Origin of the sequence: Corynebacterium sp. HMSC074A01, from assembly GCF_001831515.1 — a bacterium.
Taxonomy (GTDB): Bacteria; Actinomycetota; Actinomycetes; order Mycobacteriales; family Mycobacteriaceae; genus Corynebacterium.
Map to the genome: position 1 here is coordinate 1 of NZ_KV825609.1, position 1,805 is coordinate 1,805.

Genomic DNA, 1,805 nt, shown 5'->3' on the forward strand with positions numbered 1-1,805 from the left:
TTGGCGGGGTTGGTGATGACATGGGCTTTAGTGTCCTTTCTTAGCGAGGTTGTCCATGCTGAACTGGTCTGCACCGCCGAGAAACGCGCCGGTGGTATCCCGGTCGACGATTGCAGGGGCGGTGGGCTGGTTGACTGTGGTGCTGCGCGGGGGCTGGTCAGAGCCGCGGGGCCGGGTGGCGTGTTCTTTGCGTATGGCGGCCATCATGTTTTTGACTGCGGTATATGACACCGCCCGTCGGCTGCCGTCGTTGGCCATCAGGCGCTGGCATGCCTCTTCCAGGATTGGTTTGTTGCCGTGTTTGCCCATCGACAGCACGTTTCTACAGGACTGGTAGGCCTGGGCTGGGATGGCTTTCGCCGCGATGAGTTCTTCGATGACCTTGCGTGTTGCCGGGCCGGTTTTGCTGGCTTCGCGATAAAAGTAGTCGCTTGTCCACAGTCCACGGGTGGAGTCCATTCCAGATGGAATGTGCTCATAGTCAGTGACATAGGCCCCACGCTTATGCGAAACCCGGTGGGTTGCCACGGTTGTCCCCTGGTCAAAGACGGTCAAGACTTGGCCGGTGATGCGCACATCGACAGTGCGGCCAACAAGCTGGTGCGGGACGGAGTAGCGCACCGTTGCAACCGTGATATGGAAATCCGGGGCTACTTTCGCACGCTTCCACTCGGTGTGCTGCCACGGGGTTGCCGGCAGATCGGCAAGGAGATGCTGCTCGTGTGCTTCGAAGAGATCCCTGCGGCTTGACTGCTGGCTGCGAAACGGCACGGCGGTGTTGATCGCGTCGACTAAGCCCACAATCTTTCCGTTGAGCTCGTCTAAGTCAACACACTGGTGGTCTTCAAGGGCGTGGATGATCTTGTGCGTGACGATCTTTACCGCAGCTTCCACATTCGCTTTATCTTTCGGCCGACGCGCGCGTGTGGGAAGTGCTGCTGTGTTGTAGTGCTCCAAGAATTGCTGGTAGGTGTCATTGACCTTCCGATTCCTATCGGCAGTGCTGATCGCGTTTGATGCCGTCGACGCGTTATCGGGGACAACAACCTGGCAGACCCCGCCGAAGTAGTCAAACGCTTGGCGGTGTGCATCAAGCCAGGACTGTTGTCGCTGGTCAACACACGCACAAGCAAACAGCATTCCTGAATACGGCAGCGAGGCGACGAAAATGCTGACTTTCGCACCCGGTGTGCCCGCAGGGTCGTACAGGCGCATCTTGGTCCCTGCCCAATCCACCTGCATCGTATGCCCTGGTGCATGGGTGATCCGGGCGGTAAGCCCGGCTGCATCGACATGGGAAGCGACCAGCTGGCGGAACCGGTCGTAGCTGTAATGGCGCTGGCCCGGCTGGGCGGGGATCGTGGTGTAGCGAGCCCACAATACTTGCAGTGTCTGCTTCACACGCCCTGTGCGTGCTTTGACGACCGCGTCAAAGTCAATCGGGACGAACTCGCCTTGCCCACTGCTGCGCCCGTCAACGAATATCTCGTCTAGCTCATCATTCGTCAACGCCGCGACCTGCTGGGCAGTAGTCAGGCCAAGGCTTCGCAGCGCTTGGTTCGCCCGAGAAATCGCGCGGTGCGAGCACCCGAGCTGGTCTTCAATCTGGCGGTAAGAACGCTTCCTAATCAGCAGCGTCATCACCGCACGGTAATCCGTCATCAGCGGACTCCTTCCAGTACGCGCCGCACCCCAGTGGTGCGGCTACCGGAAGTATCACCCCGAGCGCTGTGAGCTGCTACCAGATACTCACTGAAGCGCTACCAGATAGTCACGACACTGCTACCAAATAGCCGGTCGCAACA

1 protein-coding gene is annotated in these 1,805 nt (G+C 59.3%); it reads right to left on the minus strand.

Annotated elements, in window-relative coordinates:
• Positions 1-27: 27 nt before the first annotated feature.
• The gene (istA, locus tag HMPREF2550_RS03765) at positions 28-1,641 is read right to left on the minus strand and encodes an IS21 family transposase (protein WP_246819748.1); all 1,614 of its coding nucleotides are present in this window, start codon (positions 1,639-1,641) and stop codon (positions 28-30) included.
• Positions 1,642-1,805 lie beyond the last annotated feature (164 nt).